The organism is Massilia glaciei, from assembly GCF_003011895.2.
GTDB classification, from domain to species: Bacteria; Pseudomonadota; Gammaproteobacteria; order Burkholderiales; family Burkholderiaceae_D; genus Telluria_A; species Telluria_A glaciei.
On sequence record NZ_PXWF02000253.1, the window covers coordinates 13,271 to 39,299 of the forward strand.

Consider the following 26,029-nt stretch of genomic DNA (forward strand, 5'->3'; position numbering starts at 1 on the left):
GGACACTGGATTCATGATTGGCAATTCATTATGCAATTGCTATGTGCTGCCAACTATAACCAGTTACCGGAACTGATGGCGTCCGGTTGAAAGCTGTGCCCGCCACCCGGGTTGGAACGGGTCCCTTTGGCGCTTGCCAGCGGGTGGCAAGCGCGCCGCCGGAGGGAGTGCCGGCGGCGGGGCGGGGGGGGGCGGCGCACGTAAAACAGGCTTGCTGTCGCGTTGACCGGTACAGGATCTACATTAGCATACTTTATTGCGATGCTGTTCACCTAAATTGGGGGTATTGTCGTGTAAGTTCATGCTGCGTCGCAGCATTCCAGGGCCCGCGGAAGGTGGGCGGCGCGCGCTGCGGCCCGGCTGCGGCGGGGTGGGGCGGGCCCGGCGCCGCGCTGCTGCGCTGCGGCAGGGCGGGTCGGGCCGGGCGGGGGGGGCGGCGGCGCCGGAAGGCGAACTAGGAGGCTGTCGGACTTAGGATCGTCGGCTGCAAAAAGTGTCGGACGGTCCATATTTCGCCGCTTTCTCGGCCAATAGCTCGCTATTGGCACTGCGAAATCGCCAAAATCTGTCCTCGCCCGGCACTTTTTTCGCTTCGACTCCCTAAGTCCGACAGCCTCCTAGCTGCGGCTGCGCTTTTCGCGCTTGCACTCGAGGCCGCTGACGATGCTGCCGTCGGGGTCGACCGTGTCGAGGTGGACGTCGAAGCCCCACAGGCGCGCCACGTGCTTGAGCACCTCCTGCGCGTGCTGGTTGAGCGGGCGGCGCTGGAACTGGCTGTGGCGCAGCGTCAGCGCGCGGTCGTCGCGGGTGTTGACCTGCCAGACTTGGATGTTCGGTTCGCGGTTGCCCAGGTTGTACTGCTCGGCGAGGCGGTTGCGCACGTAGCGGTAGCCGCGCTCGTCGTGGATGGCGGAGATCTCGAGCTTGTCGTTGTTGTCGTCGTCGAGCACGGCGAAGAAATGGAAGTCGCGGATCAGCTTGGGCGAGAGGTACTGGGCGATGAAGCTCTCGTCCTTGAAGTTGCGCATCGCGAAGTCGAGCGCGGCGCGCCAGTCGGTGCCGGCGATGGCCGGGAACCACTCGCGGTCTTCTGGCGTGGGGTGCTCGCAGATGCGGCGGATGTCGGTCATCATGGCGAAGCCGAGCGCGTACGGGTTGATCCCGTTGTAGTGCGCGCTGGTCGCGGGCGGCTGGTAGACCACGTTGGTGTGGCTTTGCAAAAACTCCATCATGAAGCCGTCGCCGACCACGCCCTCGCTGTAGAGCTCCTGCAGGATCGTGTAGTGCCAGAACGTGGCCCAGCCCTCGTTCATGACCTGGGTCTGGCGCTGCGGGTAGAAGTACTGGCTGATCTTGCGCGTGATGCGCACCAGCTCGCGCTGCCAGGGCTCGAGCAGGGGCGCGTATTTCTCGATGAAGTAGAGCAGGTTTTCCTCGGGCTCGGGTGGGAAGCGCGGCGCCACCACGTCGGCCTCGGCCTCGTCGCGCCGCGGCACCGTGCGCCACAGCGCGTTGACCTGCGACTGGGCGTACTCCTCGCGCTCCTTCTGGCGCGCGTCCTCCTGCGCCAGCGACAGTTTGGCCGGGCGCTTGTAGCGGTCGACCCCGTAGTTCTGCAGCGCGTGGCAGGAGTCGAGCAGCAGCTCGACCGCGTCGATGCCGTGGCGCTGCTCGCACTCGGCGATGAAGTTTTTGGCGAACACCATGTAGTCGACGATGGCGTCGGCGTCGGTCCAGGTGCGGAACAGGTAGTTCCCCTTGAAGAAGGAGTTGTGGCCGTAGGCCGCGTGCGCGATCACCAGCGCCTGCATGGTCAGGCTGTTCTCCTCCATGAGGTAGGCGATGCACGGGTTGGAGTTGATGACGATCTCGTAGGCGAGCCCCATCTGGCCGCGCTTGTAGCTTTTTTCGGTCGACAGGAAGTGCTTGCCGAACGACCAGTGGTGGTAGGAGACCGGCATGCCGACCGAGGTGTAGGCGTCCATCATCTGCTCGGCGCTGATGATCTCGAGCTGGTTGGGGTAGGTGTCGAGCCCGAATTGTTGGGCGACGCGGCGGATCTCGTCGTGCGCGTGCTCGATCAGGTCGAACGTCCATTCGGACTGCTCGGGCAGCGCGCGCGGGTGTTTCGGGTCTCTTGGCATGGTGAACCTCCGTGGTTGCCGGGCGGCCCGCGCGTCAGCGCGGCTGTTTTTTGAACAGCTCGCGGAACACGGGGTAGATGTCGGCCGGCGTGACGATTTTTTGCATGGCGAAATGGCGGTGGTGGTCGGCCACCTCGGCGTACTGCTCCCACAGGTTCTGGGCCGGGCCGTCGGTGATCTCGACATAGGTGTAGTACTGGACCGCCGGCAGGATGGTGTTGATCAGGAGCTGCTTGCACAGCAACGAGTCGTTGTCCCAGTTGTCGCCGTCGGAGGCCTGCGCCACGTAGCTGTTCCACTCGCCGCTGCCGTAGCGCTCGCCGATGACCTTGGTCAGCAGCTGCAGCGCAGACGACACCACGGTGCCGCCCGACTCGCGCGAATGGAAGAACTCCTCCTCGTCGACCTCGGCCGCGGCGGTGTGGTGGCGGATGAAGACGACGTCGATCTTGTCGTAGGCGCGCTTGAGGAACAGGTAGAGCAGGATGAAGAAGCGCTTGGCGGTGTCCTTGCGGCTCTCGTCCATCGAGCCCGAGACGTCCATGATGCAGAACATGACGGCCTGGGTCATCGGCTTGGGCACCTTGACGCGGTTGCTGTAGCGCAGGTCGAACGGGTCGATGAACGGGATCGCGAGCAGCCGCGTGTGCAGGTGGTGGATCAGTTTTTTGAGCTCGAGCACCCGCGGGTCGTCGAGCGCGGTGCTGGCCATGACGAGCTCGGCGAGCTCGTGCTCGGCCTTGGTGAGCGCCTTGCGCGAGGAGCCGCCCACGGCGAGGCGGCGCCCGAGCGCGCCGCGCAGCGAGCGCAGCACGTGGATGTTGGACGGCGTGCCCGACATGTTGTAGCCGGCGCGCTGGTTCTTGAATTCGGTCGTCGCGGTCAGCTGCGTCTTGACCATGTTGGGCAGCTCGAGGTCCTCGAAGAAGTAGTTCATGAATTCTTCGCGCGAGAGCTCGAAGATGAAGTCGTCCTCGGAGGCCTGGTCGGTGTTGCCGGCCTTGCCGCGGCCGGCGCCGGCGCCGCCCTTGGGCCGGTTGAACTGGTCGCCCTTTTGATACTCCTTGTTGCCCGGGTTGATGGTTTCCCAGACGCCGCCGTGGGCGTGGCCGAAATTGGGCTCGTTGACATCCTTGACGGGGATCGAGACCTTCTCGCCGTTTTCGATGTCGGTGATCGAGCGCCCCTTGATGGCGCGCCCGACCGCTTCCTTGATCTGGCTCTTGTAACGCCGTAGGAAGCGCTCGCGGTTGACCGCGGACTTGTTCTTGCCCTGCAAGCGTCGGTCGATGAGGTAAGTCAAAACATGCCTCCTGCTCAAACTAGCGCGGCGGGCCGGGCCGCGCGCGGCCCGGATCCGGTTCGATCATCCTAGATTCCCCAGTTGGACAGGCGCGAGTGTGCGTTTTTCCGGCTTTCTGGCTAGGCGTGACGACGACGCAGACTCCATTCTGATAGGAGGAACAACAACGCCAGGAAGCCGGAAAAATGTGCAATCGCGCCTGTAGCGCAGGCACCCAAAAGGTGAAGCATTTAAATGCGAAAACATCAATGGAATACAAGTACTTATCGAAACCAATGAGCGGTCAACTGGGGAATCTAGGATCATACGCCGCCGATGCCTATGACGATTTCCGCACACGCAAATACCATTCGCACAGCAGGCGCACCTGCTTGGCGGTGTAGCCCTTTTCGACCATGCGCGCGACGAAGTCGGCGTGCTTGTTGGCGTCCTCGGCGCTGGCCTTGGCGTTGAACGAGATCACGGGCAGCAACTCCTCGGTGTTGGAGAACATCTTCTTCTCGATCACGGTGCGGAATTTCTCGTAGCTGGTCCAGGCCGGGTTCTTGCCGCCGTTGGTGGCGCGCGCGCGCAGCCCGAAGTTGACGATCTCGTTGCGGAAATCCTTGGGGTTGCTGATGCCGGCCGGCTTTTCGATTTTTTCGAGCTCGCTGTTGAGCGAATCGCGGTCGAAGCTCTCGCCCGTGTCGGGGTCGCGGAACTCCTGGTCCTGGATCCAGAAGTCGGCGAACGTGACGTAGCGGTCGAAGATGTTCTGGCCGTACTCGGAATAGCTCTCGAGGTAGGCGGTCTGGATCTCTTTGCCGATGAAGTCGACGTAGCGCTGCGCCAGGTGCTCTTTGATATACGAGAAGTAGCGCTGCTCGGTCTCGGGCGGGAACTGCTCGCGCTCGATCTGCTGCTCGAGCACGTAGAGCAGGTGCACCGGGTTGGCCGCGACCTCGGTGGTGTCGAAGTTGAACACCTTCGACAAAATCTTGAACGCGAAGCGCGTCGAGAGCCCGTTCATGCCCTCGTCGACGCCGGCGTAGTCGACGTACTCGTGCATCGACTTGGCCTTAGGGTCGGTGTCCTTGAGGTTCTCGCCGTCGTAGACGAGCATCTTGGAGAAGATGGACGAGTTATCGGGGTCCTTCAGGCGCGACAAAATGGCGAACTGGGCCATCATTTTCATGGTGCCGGGCGCGCACGGCGCGGCCTCGAGCGAGGAGTTGCGGATCAGCTTGTCGTAGATCTTGACCTCGTCGGTCACGCGCAGGCAGTACGGCACCTTGACGATGTAGATGCGGTCGAGGAAGGCCTCGTTGTTGCGGTTGTTGCGGAAGGTCTTCCATTCGGACTCGTTCGAGTGGGCCAGGATGATGCCGTCGAACGGGATCGCGCCGAAGCCCTCGGTGCCCTTGTAGTTGCCCTCCTGGGTGGCGGTGAGCAGCGGATGGAGCACCTTGATCGGCGCCTTGAACATCTCGACGAACTCCATCAGGCCCTGGTTGGCCAGGCACAGGCCGCCCGAATAGCTGTAGGCGTCGGGGTCGTCCTGGGCGTAGTCCTCGAGCTTGCGGATGTCGACCTTGCCGACCAGGGAGGAGATGTCCTGGTTGTTCTCGTCGCCCGGCTCGGTCTTGGAGATCGCGATCTGCTTGAGCACCGACGGGTAGCGCCTGACCACGCGGAACTGGTTGATGTCGCCGTTGAACTCGTGCAGCCGCTTGACCGCCCACGGGCTCGGGATGGTGCGCAGGTAGCGCCGCGGGATGCCGTAGTCCTCCTCGAGGATCACGCCGTCCTCGTCCTCGTTGAACAGGCCGAGCGGCGACTCGTTGACCGGCGAGCCTTTCAAGCAATAGAACGGGACCTGCTCCATGAGCAGCTTGAGCTTTTCGGCGATCGACGACTTGCCGCCGCCGACCGGGCCGAGCAGGTAGAGGATCTGCTTGCGCTCCTCGAGTCCCTGGGCCGCGTGGCGGAAGTAGGACACCACCTGCTCGATGACCTCCTCGGTGCCGTAGAAATCGCGGAAGGCGGGGTAGATCTTGATGACCTTGTTGGCGAAGATGCGCGACAGGCGGGTGTCGTTGCGGGTGTCGACGAGCATCGGCTCGCCGATCGCGGCGAGCATGCGCTCGGGCGCGCTGGCGTAGGTCAGCCGGTCCTTCTTGCACAGTGCCAGATACTCGGTCAGGGAGTACTCCTCCTCGCGGGTACGCTCGTAACGAGCTGCGTAGTTGTCAAAAATGGTCATTTGAATGTCCTTTAATGTAATTACACGTCACTGTCCTGGCTATCGAACCGGTTGTCGAACCGTTGGCCCAGGCGGGTCTTGGCGCACTCCTGTTTTGCATCGCGGCCGCGCCCGCCGGCGCCGCTTGCGCGGACCGGCGGAAAACGCCCGTCGACATTTATTATTGTTCCGGATTTTCCGGTGGTTTTTATTGCTCTTGGCCTATGCTTACGCCTGTGAAATTTATTATGTGCCTAATAGTTCTGGAAGTCAAAGCAATGGTGCGTAAGCGTTTGTAACTTGCCTAAGTGTCTGATTTAAAAGTATAAAACGACAATTCCGGCGTCTTGGGCGGGGCCCGCTTCGACGCACCCACGCGCCTATTTTCACCGATTGCGGCGCGCCGCGCGCGCGCTCCGGCGCCCGCGTGCCGACCCCGTCAAACCGGTGCCCCGAATTAAAAAATGGAAGACAGGATAGTGCACGAACTGGCCAAGCGGTGGCGCACGCAAACGGGCAGTCCAAGGGGCACGCAAAAGCGCACGCAAAAGCGCACGCGCGCACGCAAAAGCGCACGCGAACGCGCGGTGCGCCCCGTGCGCGCGGCAAAAACGACCGGCGCGCGCCCTGTGCGGGCGGAAAAGCCGGCGCCGCCGCTCGGGCGCGGCCCGCTTGCGCTACACTCATGGGCGGGGCGGCGCGCCGACGCGCGGCCCCATCCCAAGCACCGCCATTTCGCCGGAGATAAAACATGCCGAACGACCGCTTCGACGCCCTGCGCACGATCGTGCAACAGATGCCCAAGGCCGAATTGCACATCCATATCGAAGGCTCGCTCGAGCCCGAGCTGATCTTTGCGCTGGCGCAAAGGAACGGCGTTTCCCTGCCGTACGAATCGGTCGCGCAGTTGCGCCAAGCGTACGATTTCGCCGACCTGCAATCGTTCCTCGACATTTATTACGCCGGCGCGAGCGTGCTGCGCGAGGAGCGCGACTTCTACGACATGACGATGGCCTACCTGCGCCGCGCGCACGCCGACAACGTGCGCCACGCCGAGATCTTCTTCGACCCGCAGACCCACACCGCGCGCGGGGTCCCGATGGCCGCGGTGGTCGGCGGCATCTTCCGCGCCTGCCAGGACGGCCCCATCAGCGCCAGCCTGATCATGTGCTTCCTGCGCCACCTGTCCGAGGAGGAGGCCATCGCCACGCTCGAGGAGGCGCTGCCGTTCCGGGACAAGATCATCGGGGTCGGGCTCGACTCGTCCGAGCGCGGCCACCCGCCCGAGAAATTCATGCGCGTGTTCCGGCGCTGCAAGGAGCTCGGCTTCCACCTGGTCGCGCACGCGGGCGAGGAGGGCCCGCCGGCCTACATCGAGACCGCGCTCGACCTGCTCGAGGTCGAACGCATCGACCATGGCGTGCGCTGCCTCGAGGACCCGCGCCTGACCGAGCGGCTGGCGCGCGAGCGGATCGCGCTGACGGTGTGCCCGCTGTCGAATGTCAAGCTGCGGGTGTTCCCCGACATGGCCGCGCACAACCTGCCGGCGCTGCTCGCCGCGGGCCTGCGCGTGACCATCAACTCGGACGACCCGGCCTACTTCGGCGGCTATCTCAACGACAACTTCGAGGCCGCCTTCGCGGCCCTGCCGCTCACGCTCGCGCACGCCGAGGCGCTCGCGCGCAACAGCTTTGGCGCCGCCTTCCTGGGCGCCGCCGCCAAGCGCGCCCACCTCGAGGAGGTCGACGCCTTCTTCTCCAAAGCGAGCCACACCCCCACCGCGGACCGAACCCATGTTTAAACAATCCCTGCGCATGAGCGCGCGCGACTGGCGCGCCGGCGAACTGCGCTTCCTGCTCATCGCCCTGGTCATCGCGGTCGCCTCGCTGTCGGCGGTCGGGTTCTTCATCGACCGCATGCGCGCCGGCCTCGAGCGCGACGCCCACCAGTTGCTCGGGGCCGACCTGCTGGTCAGCGCCGACGATCCGGTCGATCCGGCCTGGCGCGCCGAGGCCGCCAGGCGCGGGCTGCTGCTGGCCGACACCGTCACCTTCCCCAGCATGGCGCAGGCGGGCGAGGGCGAGCAGTCGCAGGCCACGCTGGCCTCGGTCAAGGCGGTCTCCGAGCTCTACCCGCTGCGCGGCCGGCTCAAGACCGGCACCGACGCGCGCCAGGCCGCGGCCGGCTTCGGCGCGGCCACCGACGACACCCCGGCGCCGGGCACGGTGTGGGTCGACCCCAATCTGCTGACCACGCTCAAGACGGGCGTCGGCGCCACCATCGTGCTCGGCGACAAGCGCTTCACGATCGCCCGCCTGATCGTGGCCGAGCCCGACCGCGGCGCCTCGTTCGTCAACTTCGCGCCGCGCGTGATGCTCTCGACGCGCGACCTGGCCGCGACCGGCCTGTCGCAGGACGGCGCGCGCGTGACCCACCGGCTGCAGGTGGCCGCGCCCGGCGCCGGCGCCGCCGACCTCGAGGCGGTGGCCGGCTACCAGCGCTGGCTGGCCGCGCAGATCGCCGGCGCCGGCGTCAAGGGCGTGCGCATCGAGTCGCTCGCCAGCGGGCGCCCCGAGATGAGCGCCACGCTTGAGCGCGCCGACCGCTTCCTGTCGCTGGTCGGCCTGCTCTCGGCGATGCTGGCGGCGGTCGCGGTGGCGATGGCGGCGCGCCGCTTCATGCTGCGCCACCTCGACGCCTGCGCCATGCTGCGCTGCCTCGGGCTGACCCAGAACCAGGTCACCATGCTGTACCTGACCGAATTCATGCTCGTCGGCCTGGCCGGCAGCCTGGCCGGGGTCGCGCTCGGCTTCGCCGGCCACTACGTGCTGCTCGAGCTGCTCGGCAAGCTGGTCACGACCGAGCTGCCGCCGATCACAGCCATGCCGGCGCTGCACGGCGTGGTCACCGGCATGCTGCTGCTGGTCGGGTTCGCGCTGCCGCCGATTTTGCAGCTGCGCAACGTGCCGCACAACCGCGTGATCCGGCGCGAGCAGGCCGCGCCCAAGCCGGCCGCGCTGGCCACCTACGGTCTCGGCCTGTGCGTGTTCGTCGGCCTGCTGCTGTGGCAGGCGGGCGACGCCAAACTGGCGCTGGCGACCGCCGCCGGCTTCCTGGGCGGCTTCGCGCTGTTCGCGCTGGCCGGCTTCGGCGCGCTGGCGCTGCTGCGCCGGCTGCGCGGCGCGATCGACCACCAGGGCTGGCGCTTCGCGCTGACGTCGCTGCAGCGGCGCCCCGGCGCGACCGTGGTGCAGGTGGTCTCGCTCGCGCTCGGCCTGATGGCGCTGCTGCTGCTGACGGTGGTGCGCGGCGACCTGATGGCCGCCTGGCGCAACGCCACCCCGCCCGACGCGCCCGACCGCTTCGTGATCAACCTGATGCCCGACCAGAGCGCCGGCTTCGCCGCGCGGCTCGGCCAGGCCGGGGTGCGGGACTTGGTGCTGTACCCGATGATCCGCGGGCGCCTGACCGCCGTCAACGGCGGCGCCATCACGGCCGCCACCTACAAGGACGAGCGGGCCAAGCGCCTGGCCGACCGCGAATTCAACCTCTCGACCATGTTGGAAATGCCCGAGAGTAACGAGATCGTCGCCGGCAAGTGGTTCGACGACGCCCCCGGCACGGTCGAGGCCTCGGTCGAACAGGGCATCGCCAAGACGCTCGGGCTGGGGCTGGGCGACACCATGCGCTTCGACATCGCCGGCCAGACGGTCGAGGCCCGGGTGACCAGCCTGCGCAAGCTCGAGTGGGGCTCGATGCGCGCCAATTTCTTCGTCATCATCAACCCGCGCGCGATGGCGGCCACCCCGCAGACCTTCATGACGGCGTTCAAGATGCCGCCGGGGCAGGGGCCCGAGCTGACCAATTCGCTCACGCGCGCCTACCCGAACCTGACCCTGATCGACGTCAGCGGCATCATCAAGCAGCTCCAGGACGTGCTCGACCAGGTGGTCACGGCGGTCGAGTTCCTGTTCCTGTTCACGCTCGCCTCGGGCCTGCTGGTGCTGTACGCGGCGCTCATGGGCTCGCAGGACGAGCGCACCCGCGAGGCCGGCCTGCTGCGCGCGCTCGGGGCCACCCGGCGCCAGCTGTCGCAGGCGCAGTGGATCGAGTTCGCGCTGGTCGGCTCGCTCTCGGGCCTGCTCGCCGCCTCCGGCGCGGCCGCGCTCGGCTGGGTGCTGGCCACCTACCAGTTCAAGTTCCCTTGGACCTTCAGCCCGGCCGTGTGGCTCGCCGGCATGGCGGTCGGGGTCGTGTGCGCGCTCGCCGGGGGTTGGCTGGGGCTGCGCAAGGTGCTCAGCCAGCCGCCGCTGCAGACGCTGCGGGAGGCGTAGGTCGCTTAGCGGAGGAGTCGCTGACTTCGGCCCGCGAAAGCGGGGTGAGGCGGGCGGCGAGCCTAATTTTCGCATGAACCCGCGAAAAAAAACTCTGACCCCGGTTTCGCTCGCGCTGCCGGTGTGCGAACTAAGCCTGCCGGACGGATCTTCTTCCTCTTCCTGTTTTTCTTCTTCCTTCCTTCCTTCCTTCCTTCCTTCCTTCCTCGCTAGACGGTTTCGGCCTGGTGTTCGCGCAGGAATTGCGCGAACCCGACGGCGCGCTCGGGCAGGTCGCCCGGGGCCAGCTCGAACACCGCCCAGTAGTAGGTCTGGCGCCCCTGGCAGAGCTGGGCCGGCTCGCAGAACTTGTGCCAGGCGCCGCCGAAGTCGTTCGAGTACATGCCGTCGCCCTCGCGGAACCACGGCAGGATGCAGCGCTCCTCGAGCGCGGCCAGCAGCGAGGGCGGGGCGTCGTTGTCGCGCGCCATCTCCAAATGCGAATGCATGCCCTCCTCGGTCTCGAGCACCAGCAGGCGCGCGCGCCCCTCGGCGTCGTACATCAACAGCCCGCCCGGGTTCGGGTACAGGTAGTGCTCGACGATGCCGAAGCGCTCGCCGAGCTGCGCGGCCAGCGCCGCGACCGCCGGGTCGCTCACGAAGTTGTAGTCGTGCAGCGCCAGCAGGTCGCGCAGCGTGTCGGACTGCTCGGTGAAATACTGCCTTTGCAGGGCCACGATCTCGGCCTCGAGCCTCTCCAGCGCGTCGTCGTCGCTCTTCTTGATGTAGCGGTCGATCAGGCCGCGATTGAAGGCGTCGACCGCGACCTTCTCGTCGGCCGCGCCGGTGAACAGGATCTTCTTGCACGGCAGGTGCGCGAGCGCCTCGCACAGCTGCACCCCGTTCATCTGCGGCATCGAATAGTCGACCACGAGCACCGACGGCGTCATGAAGCGCCCCGGCCGGAAGCTGATCCGGTGGATCTGCTCGAGGTCGAACGCCACCCCGCACTGCGGCAACGAGCGCGGATAGGCGTCGAAGCTGGCCGACAGCGCCGGCTCCGGCCGCAGCGCCGGCCCGCTGTTGCGGCACAGCCATTCAAGCGCGGCGCGCGTGTCGTGGAAGCATTTGCTCGCCAGCGACGGGTCGAGCTGGAACGAGACGCTGCGCAGGAAGCTGTCGCTGTCGTCGATCAGGACGGTCAGGCTGGGATGGTGGTAGATCGGCAGTGGCATGGTGGGCCCGGGGTCGTGGTTTAGGATCCGCGCGTGACGGCGGTGGCGGGCAGGGGCGTGCCCGGGAATTCGAGCACGAAGATGGTGTAGGCCAGCTCGCGCGAGACGCAGCGGATGCTCGCCTGCCAGGCGTCGATGATCTCTTTGCACAGGGCCAGGCCGATGCCCGACCCGGTGCTCGGCGGGTACGAATAGAAGCGCTTGAAGATCAAAGGCAGGTGCAGCGGCGCGATGCCGCAGCCGGTGTCGATGAACAGCAGGCGCGGGGTGGCGCGCGCGCCCTCGACCACGATCCGGATGCGGCCCTTGCCGGCCCGGTGCAGCGCCTTGAGCGCGTTGCGCAGCAGGTTGAGCAGGATCACCACCGACAGCTCGTGCCTGCCGGCGAAGGTGAAGTCGCTGCGGATGTCGACCGTGACGGCGTCGCGCTGGGACTGGGCCGCGAACGGATAGCGCCGGATCACGGCGTCGACCACCGCGCCCATCGAGACGTGCTCGGTGGCCCGGAGCTGCTGGTTGACGGCGCTCGCCGAGAGCAGGAACAGGTCGACCATGTGGTTCATGTGGCGCACCTCGAACTGGATGCGCGCCATCGCCTCGGCCATCGCCTGCAGGTCGGCCGGAGAGGGCGCGCGCGCGCGCTCGAGCCGGCGCGTGATGCCGCGCACGTTGGCGTCGACGCTGACCAGGGGCGTGCGCAGCTCGTGCGAGACGCTCGCGAGCCCCTGCGCCATGCCCGCCAGTTTCTCCTGGGCCAGCACGCGGCGCCCGACCTTGGCGATCGAGACCACCGCCAGCGTGAAGGCGTAGATCGGCAGTTGTTCGAGCACCGTCGGGCTCAGCAGGAAGGCCGGATCGCCCGCCAGCGCGAACGCGGCGCAGGCGAGGGCGCTGCCGGCCAGGTAGGACGCCAGCGCCCACTTGCCATGGAACTGGAACAACACCATCAGCGCCACCAGCAGCGACTGGCTCCACACGGCCGAGCCGGCGTTCATCAGGTACATGAAGGTGAACATGAACGGCAGCACGTAGGTGACGGCGGCGAACTGGTAGATGGCCAGGGTGCGCCCGTTGAGCCAGCCCCGTTTGGCCAGCGCCGGCAGGCACATGATCGGCACGCAGGCAAGCACCCCGAGCACGCGCAGGGCCAGGCTCTCGAACGGCTGGGGGAACCAGAAGGTCCAGATGATGTAATACAGCGGCTGGCCGATGCAGCAGACCCAGCCGAGCAGGATGAAGCGGCTCGTCACATGGTCGTGGCTGCGTTCGTGGTTGAGCAACCACTGCAGCACACCGTGCTGGCGCGCCCTCCATCGCGCGCTGAACCCCGCTTGCCCCATGTTCGTCCATCCCGCCCCGATTGCGGCCGCGCTGCGCGGGCCGCTTTGTTTTTGACTTTTCGCAATGACATTTATCAACACTGCCGCCCATCTTGTCGCAAGTGTGCGTAGGGCAACTTGACATAGATCAAGCTTGCAGATGGTTAATGTAATGACAATTATTCATAAGGACAAAATAAGTATTTTTCTTAGGAGAAATCAATGTCCCACGCCGCCCAACAATCCCTCTTTCCACGCGCCGAACAATGCATGCCGGCCTTCGTCACGCGCCGCATGGACGAGCATTACGTCACGCGCGTCGAACAACTCCTCGGCGGCGAGCACATGCACGTGTGGCGCCCCGTCGGCGCCGGCGCCGTGATGCTCGCCGGTAACGACTACCTGTGCATCGCGGGCGAGCGCGCCCTGATCGGCGCGCAGGCGCGCTGCCTGCTCGCGAGCGAGGGCGAGCTGTTCATGTCGTCGGTGTTCCTGCAGGAGGGCAGCGCCCAGCACCGGCTCGAGGCGCGCCTGGCCGCCTTCATGGGGGCCGAGGACGGGGTGCTCGCGCAGTCGGGCTGGGCCGCCAACGTGGGCCTGCTGCAAAGCATCGCCGAGCCCGGCGTGCCGGTCTACCTCGACATGATGGCGCACGCCTCGCTGTGGGAGGGGGTGCAGTCGGCCCAGGCGTTGGCGGTGCCGTTCCTGCACAACGACGCCGAACACCTGCGCCGCCAGGTCGAAAAACACGGGCGCGGGGTGATCGTGATCGACGCCCTGTACAGCACCAACGGCAGCGTCGCGCCGCTGCTCGAGGTGGTCGAGATCGCCGAGCGCAGCGGCTCGATCCTGATCGTCGACGAGTCCCATTCGCTCGGCACCCACGGTCCGGGCGGGGCCGGCATCGTGGTCGCGCTCGGGCTCGAGGACCGGGTCCATTTCCGCACCGCCTCGCTGGCCAAGGCGTTCGCCGGGCGCGCCGGGTTCCTGACGTGTTCGAGCAAGTTCAAGGGCTATTTCCTGTCGTCGTCGCGGCCGGCCATCTTCAGCTCCTGCCTGCTGACCCACGAACTGGCCTGGTTCGACGCCGCGCTCGACTTCATACAGGGGGCCGACGCGCGCCGCGCGGCGCTGCACCGCAACGCCAAACGGGTGCGCGCCGGCTTGGCCGAGCTCGGTTACAACGTCAGCGACGGCAGCGAGCAGATCATCGCGCTCGAGGCCGGGCCCGAGCCGAAGACGCTGGTGCTGCGCAAGGCGCTCGAGGCGCGCGGCATCTATGGTGCCGTGTTCTGCGCGCCGGCCACGGCCAAGAACCGCTCGCTGGTGCGGTTGACGCTCAATTCCGGGCTCGGCGGGCACGAGATCGACAAGCTGCTCGACGCCTGCGCCGACATGCGGCGCGAGGTTGACCTCGAGGGATGGTCGTCGACCAGGCGCCAGCGCCGCCTGACGCTGGTGTGATCGGGCAACCGGGGAGGCGGCGGGCGGCGCCCCGGCCCAAACCCCTCTGGCATTCGTGCTCGTTTGGCGTCTCGTTCGTGCGCGTTTTGTCGCATTCGCGCGCGCCCGCCATGGGCTGCAAGAAACAGGGAAAGGAGGCGTCAAAACGAGGCAAAACGCGACAACGAACGAGCACGAACGCCAGACGCAGTTGCGGGGGCATCCCCCGGGCTCCGGCGGGGTGCGCGCAATCATGCGCGCTGTTATCATGGCGCGCATGAAAGAAACCGACACCACCTACACGCTCATCGGCGGCGCGGACGGCCTGCGCGCGCTGGTCGACCGCTTCTACGACCTGATGGCGCTCGAACCCGAATTCGCCGGCATCCACGCCATGCATCCGCGCCCGAACGACGGCTCGCGCGACAAGCTGTTTATGTTTTTAAGCGGCTGGATGGGCGGGCCCGACCTGTTCGTCCAGGCCTTCGGCCACCCGCGCCTGCGCGCGCGCCACCTGCCGTTCGCGATCGGCACAAACGAGCGCGACCAGTGGCTGCGCGCGATGGCGTGGGCGATGCAGGACCTCGGCATCGACGAGCCGCTGCGCCTGCGCCTGATGGAATCGTTCTTCCAGACCGCCGACTGGATGCGCAACACGCCCGGTTGAGGACACGATTGAGAACACGATTGATAACACGATTGATAACACGATTGAGAATGCGATTGAGACCACGATTGGGATTCGTCCGATGAGCGATACCGTACTGTTTGCGATGGCCGCCGCCGCCGCCGTGTTGATCTGCCTGCAGCTGGCGCTGCTGCTGCGCGCGCGCGGCGCCAGCGAGGCGCGCCTCGAGCGGCTCGAGCAGGCGCTGCGGCTCGACCTGCAGTCGAGCGCGCAGGCCACGCGCCAGGAGCTCGCCGCCAGCCAGGCCCAGTACCACGCGGCGGCGGTGCAGCAGCTCGACGCCATGCGCCAGCAGCTGCACCTACAGGCCGGCAGCGGGCGCGAGGAGCAGTCGCTCGCGCTCAAGCGCTTCGCCGACACCCTAAACCAGACGCTCGCGGCGCTGACCGAGTCGAACGCGCAGCGCCTGCTCGAGGTGCGCGCCACGCTCGAGACCAGGATCGGCCACCTGCAGGCCGACAACGCTGCCCGGCTCGAGGAGATGCGCAAGACGGTCGACGAAAAGCTGCACGCCACGCTCGAGACGCGCCTGAGCGAATCGTTCCGCCAGGTCTCGGAGCGGCTCGAGCGGGTGCACCAGGGCCTCGGCGAGATGCAGCAGCTGGCGATCGGCGTGGGCGACCTGAAGCGGGTGCTCACCAACGTCAAGACGCGCGGCACCTGGGGCGAGGTGCAGCTCGGCCTGCTGCTCGAGCAGGTGCTGACGGCCGAGCAGTACGGCAAGAACGTCGAGACCGTCGCCGGCAGCGGCGCGCGGGTCGAGTTCGCGATCAAGCTGCCCGGCAGCGTCGACGGCGGCGCGCCGCTGTGGCTGCCCGTGGACGCCAAATTCCCGAAGGAGCAGTACGAGCGGCTGCTCGACGCGGCCGACCGCGCCGACGCCGACGGCGTGGCCCTGGCCGGGCGCGAGCTCGAGCGTGCGGTGCGGCTCGAGGCGAAGACCATCTGCGAAAAATACGTGTCGCCGCCGCAGACCACCGATTTCGCGATCCTGTTCCTTCCGACGGAGGGTTTGTACGCCGAGGTGATGCGCCGCCCCGGGCTGGCCGACGACCTGCAGCGCGAACTGCGGGTCAGCATCGCCGGGCCGTCGACGCTGTCGGCGATCCTGAGCAGCCTGCAGATGGGGTTCCGCACGCTCGCGCTCGAGAAGCGCTCGTCCGAGGTGTGGCAGGTGCTCGGCGCGGTCAAGACCGAGTTCGGCAAATTCGGCGCGGTGCTGTCGAAGACCCGCGCCACGCTCGAGCAGGCCGCCAAGAACATCGAAAGCGCCGAGGTGCGCAGCCGCCAGATGGCGCGCAAGCTCAAGTCGGTCGAGGCGCTGCCGGGCGAGGCGGCCCAACTGATGCTCGGTCCCGAGGTCGACGGCGCCGAGCCCGATACGGAGTAGCGGGAGCTTCTTAGACCAGGCCCTCGAACAGCATCACGTCGACCAGCTCGCCGGCGGCCACATCGCCCTGTTCGTCGTGCAGCACCACCATGCAGTTGGCCTCGGTCATCGAGCGCAGGATGCCCGAGCCCTGCGCGCCCGTGGTGCGCACCTGCTGCACGCCGTCGTCGCCGAGCGTGACGATGCCGCGCTGGTATTCGGTGCGCCCGGGCCGCTTGCGGATCGGCGCCTGCGCGCGCACCTTGAGCAGCGGCGGCGGCGGCGCCGCCTCCGCCCCCATCATGCGCAGCAGCGCCGCGCGCGCGAAGAAATAGAACGACACCATGACCGCGACCGGATTGCCGGGCAGGCCGAACAGGAACGCGCTTCGCCCCCCCGAGGCGATGCGCCCGAACGCGAGCGGGCGGCCGGGCCGCATGCCGATCTTCCAGAATGTGACCTCGCCGAGCTTGGCCATGATTTGGCGCGTGTAGTCGGCCGCGCCGACCGACACCCCGCCCGAGGTGACGACCGCGTCGGCGTTCTCGCAGGCGCTGCGCAGCGCCGCCTCGAGCGCCGCCGGATCGTCCTTGACGATCCCCATGTCGATGAGGTCGCAGCCGAGCCGCTCGAGCATGCCGTACAGGGTGTAGCGGTTGCTGTCGTAGACGCAGCCGGCGTCGAGCGGCTCGCCGATCGAGCGCAGCTCGTCGCCGGTCGAAAAAAACGCGACCCGCAGGCGCCGCCGCACCGGCACCTCGGCGATGCCGAGCGAGGCGAGCAGGCCGAGGTCGGCCGGGCGCAGGATGCGCCCGCGCGCCAGCGCCGCGGCGCCGGCCATCAGGTCCTCGCCGGCGAGGCGGCGGTTGTCGCCGGGGCGCAGCGCGCCGGGCGCGATCGTGATGGCGTGCTCGGTGGCGTGCGCCACGTGCTCCTGCGCGATAACGCTGTCGCACCCTGGCGGCATCACGGCGCCGGTCATGATGCGCGCGCACTGGCCGGGTCCGACCGCGACGCCCGAGGGGCGGCCCGCGAACACGGTGCCGGCCACGGCCAGCGTGACGGCATCCCCGCCGGCCAGGTCGGCGTCGCGCAGCGCGTAGCCGTCCATGGCCGAATTGTCGTGCGCCGGCACGCTGATCGGCGAGACGATGTCGTCGGCCAGCACCCGGCCCAGGGCGGCGCGCAGCGCGACCCGCTCGACCGCGCCGACCGGCGTGACGTACTCGCCGATGATCCGCTGGGCGTGCCGCACGGGCAGCGCCTCGGGGTCGTAGCCGGCCACGCGCGCGGCCAGCTGCGCAAGGCTGGGCGCGCTCGCCTCGTCGAGGCTTTGCAGCTCGCCCAGGGTGTTGATGTTGCGGAAGGCGGCGCCGTCGTCGAACACCACCTCGGCCGCCTTGAGCCCGGCGTGCCAGCCGTCCATCCTGCGCCCGCCGCCGGCCAGATAGGCCGACAGTTGCGCCAGCGCCGACTTTTTGACGAGGCAGAACACCGGGTGCGGCTGGCGCCGCATGCCCGGCTCCTCGGTCGCGGCGAACGCGAGGTCGGCGTCCTGCGCGCGCAGCGCCGCCAGCAGGCGCGCCGCCAGGTCCGGCGGCAGGAACGGCGAATCGCACGGCGCCGTGAGCATCAACTCGGTCGCGCAATAGCGCAAGCCCGCCTCGAGCCCGGCCAGCGGACCGGCGAAGCCGAGCGTCTCGTCGGGCAGCACGAGCGCGCCGAAGCCGGCGCCGAGTTCGCCATAGCGCGCCAGGTTCTGGTTGGCGTTGATCGCGATCGGCCCGACTTGGGGCGCGAGCCGGCGCAGCACATGCTCGACCATGGTGGCGCCGCGGAACGGCTGCAGGCCCTTCTCGACGTTGCCCATGCGCGTGCCGCGTCCGCCCGCGAGAATGAGCCCGCTGATGTTGTCGTTCATGTCGTCGGTTCTCTGAAAGTGGTTTGGCGCCTGGCGTTTGGCCGGCATGTTGGCGGGCATGTTGGCGGGCGTGGTGGCTGGGTCGGTGGCAGGCAAGATAGAGGACATGCGTCTAGCCGCCGATATAGGACATCTCGACCTTGTCGGCGCCCCGTCCGGGGCCGCCCGGGCCGAGGCCGCGGGTTTCGGAGTAGCGGTCGGCGCGCGCGCGCCACAGGTGCGCGATCGCGCCCGAGATCTCGGCGTCGCTGCGGCCCGCGCGCAGCAGCGCGCGCAGGTCGTGGCCGCCGGTGGCGAACAGGCAGGTGTACAGTTTGCCCTCGGTCGACAGGCGCGCGCGCGTGCAGTGGCGGCAGAACGCCTGCGTCACGCTCGAGATCAGGCCGATCTCGCCGCCGCCGTCGGTGTAGCGCCAGCGCGCGGCGGTCTCGCCGCTGTAGTTGGCCGCGACCGGCTCGAGCGCCAGTTCGGCGCCGATGCGGCGCGCCACCTCGATCGAGGGCACCACCTGGGCCATGTTCCAGCCGTTCGAGGCGCCCACGTCCATGTATTCGATGAAGCGCAATATATACGGGCCGCCCTTGAAGTGGCGCGCCATCGGCAAGATCTGGCCGTCGTTGCTGCCGCCCTTGACGACCATGTTGACCTTGATCGGGCCGAGGCCGGCGCGGTGGGCCGCGTCGATGCCGTCCAACACGTCGGCGACGGCGAAGTCGACGTCGTTCATGCGCTTGAAGACGGCGTCGTCGAGCGCGTCGAGCGAGACCGTGACGCGGTTCAGTCCGGCGTCGCGCAGCGACTGCGCCTTTTTGGCCAGCAGCGCGCCGTTGGTGGTCAGGGTCAGGTCGGGGGCGCGCCCGTCCGGGGTGCGCAGCGCGGCGAGCATGCCGACCAGCTTCTCGAGGTTCTTGCGCAGCAGCGGCTCGCCCCCGGTCAGGCGCAGTTTTCCGACCCCGTGCGCGACGGCGATGCGCGCGATGCGGGTGATCTCCTCGAACGAGAGCAGGGCGGCGTGCGGCAGGTAGGCGTAGTCCTTGTCGAACACGGCCTTGGGCATGCAGTACACGCAGCGGAAATTGCAGCGGTCGGTGACCGAGATGCGCAGGTCGTGCAGCGGGCGCCCGAGCGCGTCGCCGAGCACGCCGGTGGGCGCCTCGGGCGCGGCCGGGACGTGCGCGGCCGGCGCCGGCGCGAACAGTGGCGCGCAGGTCGGGGGGGCGGACGCGCCGCGCGCGCGGGCCAGCATGATGATTTTTTCAGCCATGCCAATACGATAGCACGACCCCCGCCGCGGCACAGGCGGCGATCAGTTTGATGCTGCCGACCTGGTAGCGTAGCAGCGCCACGCAGGCGGCCGCGGCCAGCCCCAGCGCGGCCCAGTCGGGCTGGCCGCCGGCCAGGAACACCTGGCGCCCGAAGAACAGCGCCAGGCTCAGCACCACGCCCACCACCGCCGCCGAGATCGCCGTGAGCGGGGCCGTCATGCGCAGGTCGTCGCGGGTCGACTCGACCAGCGGGCCGCCGGCCAGGATGAACACGAACGAGGGCAGGAAGGTGAACCAGGTCGCCACCAGCGCCCCGGCCGCGCCGGCCGCCGCCAACTGCGGCAGGCCCGGCACGGCGTGCTGCCACGCGCCCGCGAAGCCGACGAAGGCGACCACCATGATCAACGGCCCGGGGGTGGTCTCGCCCAGCGCCAGGCCGTCGATCATCTGCGGCGCGCTCAGCCACTGGTAGTGCTCGACCGCGCCCTGGTAGAGGTAGGGCAGCACCGCGTAGGCGCCGCCGAAGGTCAGGAACGCGGCCTTGGTGAAGAACCAGCCCATCGCCGCCAGCGTGCCGTCGGCGCCGCCGGCGAGCGCCGCCAGCAGCCAGCCGCCCAGGCCGAGCGCGGCGCCGGCCGCCACCACCAGCGCCAGCCGCGGCGCCGAGAAGCGCGCGTGGGCCGGGGTCGGGGTGTCGTCGTCGATCAGCGCCGACCCGTAGCCGGCGGCGGTGCCCGGGCGCGCGCCGCCGAGCGCGAAGAGGTGCGGCCACAGGCGCCCGCCGAGCACGCCGAGCGCGGCCGCGCCGAGCACCACCAGCGGGAACGGCACCCCGAGCGCGGCGATGGCGGCGAAGGCGGCGGCCGCGACCGCGGCCAGCGCGCCGTTGCGCAGCGTGCGCCTGCCGATCCGCCAGGCCGCCGCGAGCACGATCGCGACCACCGCCGGCTTGATCCCGTACAGCACCGCCGCGACCGCGGGCAGCCTGCCGTAGGCCATGTACAACCACGAAAGGAGGATCAGCAGCAGCAGCGACGGCAGCAGGAACAGCGCGCCGGCCATGATGCCGCCGCGCGTTCTGTGCATCAGCCAGCCGATGTAGATGGCCAGCTGGGTCGCCTCGGGCCCGGGCAGCAGCATGCAGTAGTTGAGCGCGTGCAGGAAGCGCCGCTCCGAGATCCAGCGGCGCCGCTCGACGAGCTCCTGGTGCATCAGGGCGATCTGGCCGGCAGGGCCGCCGAAGCTGATGCAACCGAGCTTGAGCCAGTACCAGAAGGCCTCGCGCAGGGGAACCGGGTCGGGGCGGATGTCGGGGGCTGGTGTCATGGGGCGCTTTTCGGTGCGGTTTCGGTGCGGTTGCCGGGAGCCGCCATTGTCGCCGCATTCGCGCGTGGGGGGAAGGCGCCGCCGGGGCGCATTTGCCACGCTTCTATAATGAAAATTGGGGTTGCGAGGGGCAAAAATGTTAAGATTGGCGAAGTTTTGATCGGAAACAAGGCCACATCCCGTTTTATGGCGTAGCCGCTCCCGGTCGATTTCCACCATCCCCCGCTTCACCGCCGCCGCGCGCCCCCTGGCGCCGGCCCGTGCGAAGCCTTTTTATAGGTTGTCCGCCTTGCGAACCGTAATCGAAAAATCCGTCAAATACACCTTCTTCGGCTGCCTGGTCCTCGGCGTGGCCAACGCCGGCGCCGCGCCGAGCAACAACGGGCAGACCGGCTACGTCAACATGCCGAGCGCCTCGGTCGAGTACGACGGCTATTTCGGCATGGGCTACAGCTATGACAGCCCGTACGGCGCCTTGTGGCTCTCGAGCACGATCCTGCCGAACCTGCAGGTGACGGGGCGCTTCGTCTCGATCAGCGGGATCCGCGGTTTCACCGACGTCCCGGGCGAATTCGGCAGCGGCTACGGGCGCTACAAGGACAAGGTGTTCGACGTCAAGGCCAAGCTGTGGGGCGAGACGGCCCTGCTGCCCTCGGTCGCCATCGGCGCGACCGACGTGCTCGGCACCCAGCTGTTCAAGGGCCAGTACGTGGTCGCGACCAAGACGTTCGGCGCGGCGAAGAATGTTGAGCTTAGCGTCGGCTACGGCAACAAGCGGCCCGACGGCCTGTTCGCCGGCGCGCGCTGGCGTCCCGCCGGTATGCCGAACTGGGCGGTGGTGGCCGAATACGACGGCAACGACTACACCAGGGACTATCGGGCGCTGGCGACCGGCGCGGCCGAGCGCGGCAAGGGTGGCCCCGCCGTCGGCCTCGAATACCGCTGGGGCTGGCTCGGCGCGCAGGTCGCGCGCCACCGCGACCACTTCAGCGCCAACATGTATGTCAGCGTTCCGCTGGGCACCCGCCAATTCCTTCCGCAATTGACCGAGCCGCCGGTGTTCAAGCGCAAGGACGCGGCGCCGCGGCCCACGCTGGCGCAGTGGGAGGCCAGCCCCGCGCACGGGGCGGCGCTGGTGCAGGCGCTGGCGAAGCAGAATTACAAGAACATCCGGGTCGCGCTCGAGGGCACCACGCTCAATCTGACGCTAAATAACAGCCGCATCTCCAACCTCGGCCGCGCGGTCGGGCGCGCCAGCGGCACCGCGCTCGCCTTCGCGCCGGTCGGGGTGCAGTCGATGCGCATCACCTACACCAAGCTCGACCAGCCGATCGCGACCTACGAGATCAGGGACACGGGCAAGCTGGCCGACTATTTCAACGGCATCATCGGGCGCGAGGCGTTCCTGCAAACGGTTGTGGTGCGCTACGCGAGGCCTGACGACCGCATCGCCGATGGCGAGCAGGGCCTGCTGGCCGGGATCAAGGACGACAACGGCCTCGGCTTTCACGCGGGACGCGATGGCAACATCGTCCAGCTCAGCTCCGAGGACCGCGAGTCGAACCGCTTCAAGATCGTGCCCAAGATCGGCTTCCTGTTCAACGATCCGGGCGGGGCGCTGCGCTACGAGGTGGCGGCCCTGGGCACCTACGACCGCAAGCTCGCCGACGGCCTGTTCCTGAGCGGCGCCGTCAAGCTCAACCTGATCGAGGACATCAGCGACGCGACCCAGACCTCGAACAGCCTGCTGCCTCACGTGCGCAGCGATATCGCCGAATACAGGCGCGGCAACAAGTTCCAGCTGAACCGCCTGATGCTCAACAAATATACGCAATTGAGCGAGCGCGTCTACACGCGCGTCTCGGCCGGCCTGTACGAGGAGATGTTCCGCGGCGCCGGCGGCCAGATCATGTACCTGCCCAGGGACAGCCGCTGGGTGGCCGACCTGTCGGTCGACGCGCTCGAGCAGCGCGGCTACAAGGGCTGGTTCGACAAGCGCGACTACCGCACCGTTACCGCGCTCGGCGCGCTGCACTACCGGCTGCCGTACGACATGACCGTGACCGCCCGCGCCGGCCAGTTCCTGGCCAAGGACCGCGGCGTGCGGCTCGAGTTCAAGCGCCGTTTCGCCTCGGGCATCGAGCTCGGCGCCTGGTACACCAAGACCAACGGCAACGATATCACCTCGCCGGGCTCGCCGAGCGATCCGTACAACGACAAGGGCATCTTCATGTCGATCCCGCTGCGCGCGATGCTGACCGCCGACACCCAGGCCAACGCCGGCTTCTACCTGGCGCCGTGGACGCGCGACGTCGGCCAGATGGTCGCCTCGCCGGGCGACCTGTACGACATGATCGAGAACCCGCGGCGCGACATGACCTCCTACGACGGGCTGGGCAACTTCGCCGAGCGCGCCGACGAGCAGAACCTGGCGGCCGTCAACCCGCCGGTCCGCACCTTCGGCAATGTGTGGCCGCGCTTCAACGCGCGCATCGAGCAGTCGGCCGGCGCATCGCCGGGCGTGCCGGACTGGGCGCGCGGCACCGGCTTGGCGGCCGGCGCGATCCTGGCCTCGGCGCTGCTCGACAAGCCGGCCGACCGCTACCTCAAGCCGCGCCAGGACGACGGCGCGATGCGCAACCTGGGCAAGTTCGGCAAGAACATGCCGATGGTGCTGGCCGGCGCCGCCGGCGCCGCGCTCGCCTTCGGCGACGAGCGCGCGCAAAACACCGGCATCATCGCCATGCAATCGGTGGCGGCCTCGGTCGGCCTGGCGTACGGCGGCAAGTACCTGGTCGGGCGCGCCCGCCCGGACGAGGAGCGCGGCCCCTGGGAGCGGGTCGGCGACGGCCGTTCGCGCGCGCACGCGGCCTTCCCGTCGGGCCACAGCGCGGTCGCGTTCGCCGCCGTCACGCCGTTCGCGATGGAGTACGACGCGCCCTGGCTGTACGGGGTCGCGGCCCTGGCGTCGGTGGGCCGGGTGGCCGACCGCCAACACTGGGTCTCGGACGTCGTCGCCGGCGGCGTGATCGGTTACGCGGTCGGCGGCTGGCTGTGGAACAACCAGCGCAAAACGCCGGGCTCGAGCCTGAGCATCGTGCCGGGCCTGAAGTCGGTCAGCGTGGCGTACCAAAAAACTTACTGAGGCGGCGGGCCGGCGGGGGCGGGGCGCCGGCGGGCGCCGCCCCTTGTTTGCCTATCCGAAGCTCGCCACCACGAAGGCGATGAACACGCACACCGCGGCCAGGCTGAGCACCAGCACCGCGCCGGCGGCGCAATCCTTGGCGATCCCGATCGCGGGATGGTGTTCCGGATGCACGCGGTCGAGCGCATGCTCGAGCGCGCTGTTGAATAGCTCGGCGCCGAGCACCAGGGCGCAATTGAGCAGCAGCAGGGCCCACCAGACCGGTTCAGGCCTGCGCCACAACAACACCACCACGACGGCGAGCGCGCCCGCGCACTGGGTGCGGAAGCTGGCCTCGGCGCGCCATGCGGCGGCCACGCCGTTCATGGCGAAGCCCAGACGTTTGCTGAAAGACTGGTTTTTCATATTCGGGACGGGTGGGGCCGGTGCGCGCGGCCGCGCGCTGCGCCGCCCTGCATGCGGGACCTGCTGGTGGAGGGAGTGGGACTGGCGCGCGATGCGCGGGGAGGGGGGTAAACGAGACCCGGAAGCGCGAACGCTTCCGGGTATCAACCATTACGACAAACTACGAATCCGGGTGGATTAGTGGTTAGGCGTGGTGTGGTTCGAGGCCGAATCGCCCGAAGCGGCGGCTGCGACGACCGTCAGGCCGATGCCGATGCCGACCATCGCGGCAACGCTCAGGCCAGCCGAAGCGCCCGAAGCGGTGGTCACGCCGCTGCCCTGGGTTGCGGCGTTGCCAGGATTGGCCTTGTCGCTGGCTTGCTCTGGCAGGCTTGGAGCGTCTTTTGCAGGAGGGGTTTGGGCGGTCGCTTGTGCGCAAACCAGGCCGAGTGCCGCAACGGCGAGCAGAAGTTTTTTCATGAGAAATCCTTTTGTTGGTGAAACTTGGGTAGATAAACCGAATCCGGGTTGAAAGCCGCTTGAATTATAACAATAAGTTCCAGCAACTGGCGTTTCGTTAAGTATAGCACGGGTGCATTATTGATTTTCCACGCACGCGGAGCGATCGCGGTCAATAAACAACATTTCTTCATTAGAACTAAAAAAAGGGAAGGCGCGGGGCCTTCCCTTGCTGGCGTCAAACGCCCCGGCGCTTATTGGCGCGAGGTGTCGACCTGGATCAGCGGCTCATCGATCTGCGGCGGCAATGGCTTGCGTTCGCGCGGAACGCGCACCGGAGGCGCCGCATTGGCCGCCGCCTCCTGGGCCGCACGCAGCTTTTCGGGGTCGGTCGCGGCTAGCGTCAGGCCGGCCGAGCCGAGCAGTTCGTTGATGTCGGCCGGCGTGGCCAGGGCGGGCGCCACGGCCACGCGGGCCGCCACGGCAACTTCCGCGGGGACAGGTTTCGCCACTACGGACTCGGCCGGTGCCGAAGGCGCCGCCGTAACGGCGTGCCGTGCAACTTCCGGTGCCGGCGGGGCCGCTTCCGGCGTGAACAGCGACGCTTGCGTGACGACCGTTTCGACTGCCGGTGCCGGGGCGGCCATCATCGGCGCCGCAGGCTCGGCGGCGGGGCTGGCTGGCGCCGTTGCCACCGCCACCACTGGTTCCGCTGCGACTTCCGGCGCCGCCACAACCTCCGGCGTTGCCGCGACTTCCGGCACCTTCACTTCCGGCGCCTTCACTTCCGGCATTGCCACATCTTCCGGCGCCTCCACGATTTCTGGCGTCGCCACGACTTCCGGCGTTGCCGCAACTTCCGGCGTTGCCGCAACTTCCGTGGTTGCCACAACTTCCGGCGTTGCCGCCACCTCCGTTGCCACCACCTCCGTTGCCACGACTGGCGCTGCCGCCACCTCCGTCGCCGCAACCTCCGTCGCTAACACCTCCGTCGCCACCACTGTCGCCGCAACCGGCGCGGCCGCTTCGGCCGTCACCTCGGCATCGCCCTCGCCATCGGCTTCGCCGGCGTCGAGTTCGCCCGCTTCGGCGCCTTCCGAGCCGTCGCGGTCGCGGCGGTTGCGGTTGCGCCCGCCGCGGCGGCGGCGGCGGCGCGGCTCGTCGCCGCCCGCCTCGACTTCGATCTCCTCGCCGTTCGGGCCGATCGCGGTGACCTTGGCCAGCGTCACGACCTCGTCGTGCTCGGCCTGGAGGCCGGCGACGACGGGTTCGAACGTTGCCGCCTCGGCTGGCGCGGCGGCCAGCTCATCGGACTTGGACTCGGCCACTGGGGTGCGGTAGTCGACCCGTTCGCGCGGCGCGCGCGGCGCGCGCTCGGTGCGTTCCGGACGCTCGGCGCGCTCCGGACGTTCGCCGCGCTCGGCGCGTTGGACGGCCTCGACGGCCGGATCACGCGCCTCGCGCGGCGGGCGCGGCGGACGCGGCGCCCGGGCG

16 protein-coding genes and 1 pseudogene are annotated in these 26,029 nt (G+C 68.2%); 6 read left to right on the forward strand and 11 right to left on the reverse strand.

Going from position 1 to position 26,029, the window contains the following annotated elements; translation table 11 throughout:
- Window positions 1–617 precede the first annotated feature (617 nt).
- The 3 genes from C7C56_RS17505 to C7C56_RS17515 all read right to left on the reverse strand — a co-directional run bounded on the left by C7C56_RS17505 (window position 618) and on the right by C7C56_RS17515 (window position 5,689).
- Window positions 618–2,144, reverse strand: a complete 1,527-nt coding sequence (locus C7C56_RS17505; protein ID WP_106758654.1) for a SpoVR family protein — start codon at window positions 2,142–2,144, stop codon at window positions 618–620.
- Window positions 2,145–2,178: 34 nt separating this feature from the next.
- Window positions 2,179–3,447, reverse strand: a complete 1,269-nt coding sequence (locus C7C56_RS17510) for a YeaH/YhbH family protein (protein WP_106758655.1) — start codon at window positions 3,445–3,447, stop codon at window positions 2,179–2,181.
- A 319-nt stretch (window positions 3,448–3,766) separates the two neighbouring features.
- Window positions 3,767–5,689, reverse strand: a complete 1,923-nt coding sequence (locus tag C7C56_RS17515; protein ID WP_106758656.1) for a PrkA family serine protein kinase — start codon at window positions 5,687–5,689, stop codon at window positions 3,767–3,769.
- Between the two features lie 730 nt (window positions 5,690–6,419).
- Between C7C56_RS17515 and C7C56_RS17520 the strand changes: the two genes are divergently transcribed.
- Both C7C56_RS17520 and C7C56_RS17525 read left to right on the forward strand, forming a co-directional pair.
- A complete protein-coding gene (locus C7C56_RS17520) occupies window positions 6,420–7,469 on the forward strand; it encodes an adenosine deaminase (RefSeq protein ID WP_106758657.1) in 1,050 nt (349 codons plus the stop codon).
- On the forward strand, window positions 7,462–10,002 hold the full coding sequence (locus tag C7C56_RS17525; RefSeq protein ID WP_106758658.1) for an ABC transporter permease: 2,541 nt from the start codon (window positions 7,462–7,464) through the stop codon (window positions 10,000–10,002). Before C7C56_RS17520 ends, C7C56_RS17525 begins: the two co-directional genes overlap by 8 nt.
- Window positions 10,003–10,211: 209 nt before the next feature.
- Here the strand turns inward: C7C56_RS17525 and C7C56_RS17530 are convergent, their stop codons facing one another.
- Both C7C56_RS17530 and C7C56_RS17535 read right to left on the reverse strand, forming a co-directional pair.
- Window positions 10,212–11,216 carry a response regulator gene (locus tag C7C56_RS17530; protein ID WP_106758659.1) on the reverse strand — a complete coding sequence of 335 codons (1,005 nt, stop codon included), beginning with the start codon at window positions 11,214–11,216 and terminating at the stop codon, window positions 10,212–10,214.
- 20 nt (window positions 11,217–11,236) lie between these two features.
- On the reverse strand, window positions 11,237–12,556 hold the full coding sequence (locus C7C56_RS17535; RefSeq protein ID WP_106758660.1) for a sensor histidine kinase: 1,320 nt from the start codon (window positions 12,554–12,556) through the stop codon (window positions 11,237–11,239).
- A gap of 201 nt (window positions 12,557–12,757) precedes the next feature.
- Between C7C56_RS17535 and cqsA the strand changes: the two genes are divergently transcribed.
- The 3 genes from cqsA (at window position 12,758) to C7C56_RS17550 (ending at window position 16,056) form a co-directional block, all read left to right on the forward strand.
- Window positions 12,758–13,999: an alpha-hydroxyketone-type quorum-sensing autoinducer synthase gene (cqsA, locus tag C7C56_RS17540; protein WP_106758661.1), complete on the forward strand. Its 1,242-nt coding sequence runs from the start codon at window positions 12,758–12,760 to the stop codon at window positions 13,997–13,999.
- A 232-nt stretch (window positions 14,000–14,231) separates the two neighbouring features.
- A complete protein-coding gene (locus C7C56_RS17545; RefSeq protein WP_229458837.1) occupies window positions 14,232–14,645 on the forward strand; it encodes a group II truncated hemoglobin in 414 nt (137 codons plus the stop codon).
- 82 nt (window positions 14,646–14,727) lie between these two features.
- Entirely contained in the window at window positions 14,728–16,056 is a 1,329-nt protein-coding gene (locus tag C7C56_RS17550; RefSeq protein ID WP_106758663.1) for a DNA recombination protein RmuC, read from the forward strand.
- A 10-nt stretch (window positions 16,057–16,066) separates the two neighbouring features.
- Here the strand turns inward: C7C56_RS17550 and moeA are convergent, their stop codons facing one another.
- From moeA to chrA, 3 genes are all read right to left on the reverse strand, one after another.
- On the reverse strand, window positions 16,067–17,956 hold the full coding sequence (moeA, locus tag C7C56_RS17555; protein ID WP_106758671.1) for a molybdopterin molybdotransferase MoeA: 1,890 nt from the start codon (window positions 17,954–17,956) through the stop codon (window positions 16,067–16,069).
- A gap of 112 nt (window positions 17,957–18,068) precedes the next feature.
- Window positions 18,069–19,220, reverse strand: a complete 1,152-nt coding sequence (gene moaA, locus C7C56_RS17560; RefSeq protein WP_106758664.1) for a GTP 3',8-cyclase MoaA — start codon at window positions 19,218–19,220, stop codon at window positions 18,069–18,071.
- Window positions 19,213–20,547: a chromate efflux transporter gene (chrA, locus tag C7C56_RS17565; RefSeq protein ID WP_106758672.1), complete on the reverse strand. Its 1,335-nt coding sequence runs from the start codon at window positions 20,545–20,547 to the stop codon at window positions 19,213–19,215. Before chrA ends, moaA begins: the two co-directional genes overlap by 8 nt.
- A gap of 289 nt (window positions 20,548–20,836) precedes the next feature.
- On the opposite strand from chrA, the gene C7C56_RS17570 reads away from it, so the two are divergent.
- Window positions 20,837–23,692, forward strand: coding sequence for a YjbH domain-containing protein (locus C7C56_RS17570; RefSeq protein WP_229458838.1), 2,856 nt, complete (start codon window positions 20,837–20,839; stop codon window positions 23,690–23,692).
- Window positions 23,693–23,743: 51 nt separating this feature from the next.
- Here C7C56_RS17570 and C7C56_RS17575 read toward each other — a convergent pair whose 3' ends face one another.
- The 3 genes and pseudogenes from C7C56_RS17575 to C7C56_RS28960 all read right to left on the reverse strand — a co-directional run.
- Window positions 23,744–24,097: a diacylglycerol kinase gene (locus tag C7C56_RS17575; protein ID WP_106758665.1), complete on the reverse strand. Its 354-nt coding sequence runs from the start codon at window positions 24,095–24,097 to the stop codon at window positions 23,744–23,746.
- 177 nt (window positions 24,098–24,274) lie between these two features.
- The gene (locus tag C7C56_RS17580) at window positions 24,275–24,556 is read right to left on the reverse strand and encodes a hypothetical protein (protein WP_106758666.1); all 282 of its coding nucleotides are present in this window, start codon (window positions 24,554–24,556) and stop codon (window positions 24,275–24,277) included.
- A gap of 233 nt (window positions 24,557–24,789) precedes the next feature.
- Window positions 24,790–26,029, reverse strand: a pseudogene (locus tag C7C56_RS28960) (ribonuclease E/G); the annotation flags it as partial.